The following is a 6612-nucleotide window of genomic DNA, read 5'->3' on the forward strand; positions in this document are numbered from 1 at the left end:
CATCAAGGTAGCACCGGGGTACCAGTCCATTTGCTCGCTTGGCGTCACCACGTTGTCGCCTTTCAGCGCCGATATAGGCACAAAGCGGATGTCATCAATGGCAAAGTGTTTGGCCATATCGCGATAGTCGGCTTTAATTTGTTTGTATACCGTTTGGTCGTAATCCACCAAGTCCATTTTGTTGACCGCGACAATGACGTGCTTGATACCCAGTAAGCTGCAAATATAACTGTGGCGACGAGTCTGGGTTTGAATGCCATGACGGGCATCCACCATCACAATCGCCAGTTCACACGTCGACGCACCGGTCACCATATTACGGGTATATTGTTCGTGCCCTGGCGTATCGGCAATAATGAACTTGCGCTTGTCGGTTGAAAAGTAGCGATAGGCGACATCAATGGTAATGCCCTGCTCGCGCTCGGATTGCAAGCCATCAACCAGCAAGGCCAAGTCAAACGCTTCATCGGTGGTGTTGAACTTTTGCGAGTCTTTTTCAATCGCCGCCATCTGATCTTCATAAATCAGCTTGCTGTCATACAGCAACCGACCAATCAGGGTAGATTTACCATCATCGACGCTGCCACAGGTTAAAAAACGCAGTAAATCTTTTTTTTCATGCACCTGCAAATAGGCGTCGATGTCTTTAGCGATTAAATCAGAAGAGTGTGACATGACTTATAGAGCCTTGTAATACTGGTTCAGTGTGTCGATAAAAGTGTTTATTTCAGCTTTCGGTAGCAGGTTAATCCCAGCAGCGGCTTTACGACCACCGCCAGTGGAGAATTGCCCGCAGATCTCATCCGCGCCATGGCGCTGGTTAAGCGGCGCGCGCACACTCACAGTGTAACCTTGTTCACTCGGGTTTAATGTCAATATAGCGTGAGCTTTTTCAGGTGATTGATTGGCCAGCTGGTTGCCGAACACTCCGCTAATGCGTCTCGCCCACGCCGCATTCGGTAAGCAGTAAATGGTGCTTTCGATAGACGTATGCTCGGGGGCCAATGCCTGCGCCTTGGCCATATCATCGGCATACCCACCTTGCAGTTGATAATATGGCGACGTGCGATCGGCTTGTAACGCAAACGGTGAGTCATAGGCCATTAATGCGTGATACAAGTCCGCTGGCGCAAAGAGCAAATCGTCTACGCTCGAGCCATACCCGTTGTAATTAATCAATATGCCCAGCTCGTTTAAAAACGTTTGTTGGTCGGCCGCGATACCGTGTTTCTCACAGAGGGCATCGGCCGCGGCAACCATGTTATCGCCATACGCCGCTGCGATTGCCCAAGCCACATAGCGCTCGCCGAGGTGCTGGTTAATCAGCAAACTGGTACAGGTGTTGGCATCGGTATTGATTAAGGCAGTGAAGTTATCGGCGACTGGCACTTCTCCGGTACGATGGTGATCGCAATAGAAAACGGGGATATCACGCTTAAGTAGAGCTTCTAGGGCGGCTTTGTTCTTATCCATCGAGATATCAAGCACGGTGACACTCGAGACATCAGTTTGCTGCGCGACTTGGTCAAGCAGTTGAATATCGCGTTTAACGCCCGTGACGAGGGTACTTGCCTGCGGCGCCGCTTTTTGTAATTGCGACGCTTTTCGCAACTGCAACAACGCGAGAATGCCGTCGGCATCACCATTAAACACATCGTAATGCATGACTTAGTTGGCTCCTTGAGATGCTCGAATAAACCCGTGAGTGTTGAGATAGCTCACCACCTGCTTGGCACAGGTTTCAATATCGGCTTGGTCGGTATGCAAATGTATCTCAGGCGCGGCGGGTGGCTCATACGCCGAATCAATACCGGTAAAGTCAGGAATGTCTCCTGCACGCGCTTTTTTATATAAGCCTTTCGGATCGCGGGCTTCACACACCGCAAGCGGTGTGTCAACAAACACTTCAATAAAAGCAGCATCGCCAATACGGGCACGCACTTTTTCCCTATCGGCCCGAAACGGCGAGATAAAGGCGGTGAGCACAATCACTCCAGCATCTATAAATAAGTTAGCCACTTCGCCTATGCGACGTATGTTTTCTTCTCGGTCTGCTGCGCTAAAACCTAAGTCCTGGTTGAGGCCATGGCGAATGTTGTCGCCATCCAGCAGATAGCTGTGTGCACCAGCGGTCAATAATTGATGCTCAACGGCATTGGCGATAGTGGATTTCCCCGAGCCACTGAGCCCGGTAAACCACAGCACCACAGGGGTTTGTTGTTTTTGTTTGGCCCGCGTTTGTGCGGTCACACTGCTGTTATGCCAGGTTATATTGGTAGCTGGCGTCGACGTTGTTGTCATAGCACTCACACAGAATGAAAAGGAAATACAATCGGAATTAATGCAGTTACGATCGCGATATACATTAACGTGACCGGCCAGCCCACTCGGATAAAGTCGGCGGGTCGATACTCTCCCGCGCTCATTACCATTAAGTTGGTTTGATAGCCAAAGGGGCTGATAAAACACGCACTCGCGCCATACGCAACCGCCATCACCCAAGGCATGGCATTCAGTTGCAACCCATCGGCAATGCTGAGCGCAATGGGCACCATCAAGGCCGCCGCGGCGGTGTTGGTCATGGTCTCGGTGAGCAGCACCGTTAACAGTATTAAGCCAAATAGCACGGATACTGTGGGTAGCCCATTTATCTGAGCTAAAAAGACCTGGGTGACCGACGTGGCTAAACCACTACTTTGCACCGCAGAAGCCAACGATAAGGCACAGACTAGAATCGTTAATAGCTCAAACGGAAAGCGTCGACGTAACTGACTGCTATCGGCAACCTTGCTGCCCACCATCAGCACCAGGTATAACGTCAAGCTTTCTATTAAGCTCATTATGCCCAACGCACCTGCCGCAATCGCCACGAGAAAGCCACCGATGGCGGCTGTGTTTTGCACCACAGAAAGCGGCTGAAAGGTTTTGTGATCTGACAACAAAAAGAAGTTGCGGCTGATATTCTGTCGCCGCTCAAAATCTGGCCCTACTGCCAGCATTAGTTTGTCGCCACTTTGGATCGGGTTATTCCCCAACTTGCCGCTGACAGTTTTCCCTTCTCGTGATAAGCCAATCACTGCCGCATCAAACCGGGCGCGAAAGCCCACTTGCTTGAGTGTTTTGCCGATTAAGATCGACTCTGGGCTTACCAAGACTTCACGCAAGTTAGTGGCGGGTAAATCGCCTTTGTTAAAGGTGGTTAGCCCTGGGAACGCAGTAATTTGATGCACTCGGCGTACATCACCACAAAAAAGTAATTTGTCTCGGCTTTGGATAACATCGTCGGGTTTAACCGGTGAGATGAGAGTATCTCCCCGCACGATTTCGGCGAGAAACAAGCCATCAAGTGCACGCAAGCCGTTTCTGATGACGGTTTTACCAACCAACGGGCTGCTGGGCGCCACAGCGGCCTCAATAAAATATTGGCTCTCGAGTGACTCGGCGGTGGTGTGTTGTGGCAACCACCGACTCACTACGACCACGACCGCACCACAGCCCACAACGAGTGCCGCGCCAATGGGTAGAAAGTCAAACACCGCGATACTCGGACCACCTTGCGCCGAGACTAAGCCACTGACCACTAGATTAGTACTGGTGCCTATCAAGGTTAAGGTGCCGCCTAAAATGGAAAAATACGACAACGGGATCAATAAACGCTGCGGAGCATGCAGTTGCGACTTCATCACCGCCCGCATCATGGTGGCCACTACGGCTGTATTATTAAGCATGGACGAGGCAATCGCGCTTAACGCGCCCATTTTTAGTAAGTTCGGCAAATACTTGCTATGAGCAATATGTTTTGCCAAAAAACTTAGCAACGCGGTGCGTTCTAATACGATTGCCGCTAGTAACAATAAAACCAGGGTGACAATGCCCGAGTTGGTGACATGGCTCAGTACCGTTTGGGTATCTAGCTCACCACCGACTAACAACAGGGTAGTTGCGGCGATAAAAATATGGCTTGCACGTTGCTTGGTAGCCACCAGCGCCGCAATCAGTCCCACCAATACAGTGGCTGTTAATATCATCAACCGGGCCTTTTAGAAGTAGCCTTCGCGTTTCTTTTTCTCCATCGAACCGGCGCTATCATGGTCAATCGTCCGCCCTTGGCGCTCAGAGGTGGTGGTAAGCAACATTTCTTGAATCACTTCGGTCAAGGTGGTCGCTTCTGATTCCACGGCACCTGTCAATGGATAGCAACCTAGTGTTCTAAAGCGTACCATTTTGTGCTCTGGTACTTCGCCCTCTTCAAGTGGCATCCGATCATCATCGACCATAATCAAAGTGCCATCTCGTTCTACGACAGGGCGCGGCTTGGACAAATACAAACCAGGGATCTCGATGTTTTCTAGGTAGATATATTGCCAGATATCAAGTTCCGTCCAGTTTGACAGCGGGAAGACTCGGATGCTCTCGCCCTTTTTCACTTTGCCGTTATAAATATGCCAAAGCTCGGGGCGCTGATTTTTGGGATCCCAGCGGTGATGCTCATCGCGGAACGAATACACACGCTCTTTGGCGCGTGATTTTTCTTCATCACGGCGAGCGCCACCAAACGCCGCATCAAAACCGTATTTATCTAACGCCTGCTTTAACCCTTGGGTTTTCATGATATCGGTATGCACCGAGCTGCCATGCGTGAACGGACTGATGTTCATCGCCAGCCCTTCCGGGTTTTGGTGCACAATCAACTTCATGCCCGCTTGCTCAGCCATTTTATCGCGAAACTGATACATCTCTTGGAATTTCCAAGTGGTATCAACATGCATCAACGGAAACGGTGGTATACCCGGCGCAAAGGCTTTTTTTGCTAAGTGCAGCATCACGGAAGAGTCCTTGCCCACGGAATACAGCATCACAGGGTTATCAAACTCCGCTGCCACTTCACGCATGATATGAATAGCCTCAGCTTCAAGCTGCTTTAAATGCGTCATTTTTTCTGGTGATACAGACATGGTGTTTCCTTAACCCTATGTGAAGCCACTCTTTGCAGCGAACACTTTTTGTTCAGCGCTTACCCACGCTACCGCCATGAGGTGTCGCTCCCCCTGTGCGCATAGCCAACCTTTAAGACTCACTACGCGTTGTGCATAGCCGCCGTATTTTAACGAGGAACGAGTCTACTTGCTAACAAGTATCTGCAAAAGAGTTTGTCACCAGACGTCGAAATTTTTCCTCAATCCGCCCCAAACAAATCGCGGGTGTAGACTTTGCTTTCTACATCACGGATTTCATCCACCATGCGGTTGGCAACGATCACATCAGCGCGTTGTTTGAAGGTATCCAGGTCTTTGATGACGTCTGAGTTAAAGAAGGTGTCTTCTTCAAGCACCGGTTCGTATACCACCACTTCAATGCCTTTGGCTTTAATGCGTTTCATGATCCCTTGGATGGCCGAGGCACGGAAGTTATCTGAGCCGGATTTCATCACCAGACGATATATACCTACCACTTTGGGCTCGCGCTTGATAATGGCCTTGGCAATAAAGTCTTTGCGGGTGGTGTTGGCGTCAACGATAGCTTGAATGATGTTATTGGGCACGTCTTGGTAATTGGCCAATAGTTGACGGGTGTCTTTTGGCAGGCAGTAACCGCCGTAACCAAAGGAGGGGTTATTGTAGTGATCGCCAATGCGAGGGTCTAACCCTACCCCTTCAATGATCTGGCGCGCGTCTAAACCGTGGGATTCGGCGTAGCTGTCCAGCTCGTTAAAATACGCGACCCGCATCGCCAAGTAGGTGTTGGAGAAAAGTTTCACCGCTTCGGCTTCGGTGGAGTGGGTAAACAACACGGAAATCCCCGATTTGACCGCGCTTTGTTGCAACAAGGTAGCGAACTGGCGCGCGCGCTCGGATTGCTCACCGACAATTATTCGTGATGGATATAAGTTGTCGTAAAGCGCTTTGCCTTCGCGCAAAAACTCGGGTGAGAAGAGGATGTTTTCGCAACCCATTTGTTGCTTAATATGCTCGGTATAGCCCACTGGTACCGTTGATTTGATCACCATCACCGCATCGGGGTTAATCGCCATCACATCTTTAATCACCGATTCGACCGAGCTGGTATTAAAGTAGTTGGTTTCGGGATCGTAGTCGGTGGGGGTGGCAATCACCACAAAGTCCGCGCCTTGGTAGGCCAGCTCTTTATCGAGGGTGGCGGTAAAGTTCAGTGGTTTTTCGGCGAGGAATTGCTCAATTTCGGCATCGACAATCGGGGATTGTTGATTGTTAAGCAGGTTAACCTTTTCTTCCACAATGTCGAGTGCGACCACTTCATTGTGTTGCGCCAGTAGCATGGCGTTCGAAAGGCCGACGTAACCTGTTCCAGCAACTGCAATTTTCATTGTTTTATTCTCTTGGATCAAACCTAAGAAAAGGGTATCACGAGGACTGAGGAACGACTAGCGGCTGTAAATAGCAAAAAACCGCCACGAGGGCGGTTTTTTTAATGATGGCGGTGAGAGAGGGATTCGAACCCTCGATACGTTGCCGTATACACGCTTTCCAGGCGTGCTCCTTCAGCCACTCGGACACCTCACCATATTGTGTGTTAAACGACATTTACACTGGGTGGCTTATAACCCCGCTGTCGCGTTAACGGGGCGTACTATAG

General features: G+C 50.2%; 6 protein-coding genes and 1 tRNA gene. All 7 read right to left on the minus strand.

All coding sequences use genetic code 11. The annotated features are described in order from the left end of the window. Positions 1 to 675, minus strand: a 675-nt coding sequence (locus BZG79_RS09650; RefSeq protein ID WP_199877691.1) for a GTP-binding protein, incomplete at its 3' end; no start/stop codon positions are given. Between the two features lie 3 nt (positions 676 to 678). Next, positions 679 to 1665, minus strand: a complete 987-nt coding sequence (locus BZG79_RS09655; protein WP_077774275.1) for an acetyltransferase — start codon at positions 1663 to 1665, stop codon at positions 679 to 681. A 3-nt stretch (positions 1666 to 1668) separates the two neighbouring features. After that, a complete protein-coding gene (gene cysC, locus BZG79_RS09660) occupies positions 1669 to 2301 on the minus strand; it encodes an adenylyl-sulfate kinase (protein WP_077679534.1) in 633 nt (210 codons plus the stop codon). 5 nt (positions 2302 to 2306) lie between these two features. Next, on the minus strand, positions 2307 to 4028 hold the full coding sequence (locus BZG79_RS09665; protein ID WP_077774276.1) for an SLC13 family permease: 1722 nt from the start codon (positions 4026 to 4028) through the stop codon (positions 2307 to 2309). Between the two features lie 12 nt (positions 4029 to 4040). Continuing rightward, positions 4041 to 4955 (minus strand): sulfate adenylyltransferase subunit CysD, encoded by a 915-nt coding sequence (cysD, locus tag BZG79_RS09670; protein WP_077679532.1) that lies wholly within the window; start codon positions 4953 to 4955, stop codon positions 4041 to 4043. 221 nt (positions 4956 to 5176) lie between these two features. Then, a complete protein-coding gene (locus BZG79_RS09675) occupies positions 5177 to 6343 on the minus strand; it encodes a nucleotide sugar dehydrogenase (RefSeq protein ID WP_077774277.1) in 1167 nt (388 codons plus the stop codon). A 108-nt stretch (positions 6344 to 6451) separates the two neighbouring features. Then, positions 6452 to 6539, minus strand: a tRNA-Ser gene (locus BZG79_RS09680). Positions 6540 to 6612: the final 73 nt, after the last annotated feature.

The sequence above is a fragment of the Salinivibrio sp. MA427 genome, assembly GCF_001996115.1.
Taxonomy (GTDB): domain Bacteria; phylum Pseudomonadota; class Gammaproteobacteria; order Enterobacterales; family Vibrionaceae; genus Salinivibrio; species Salinivibrio costicola.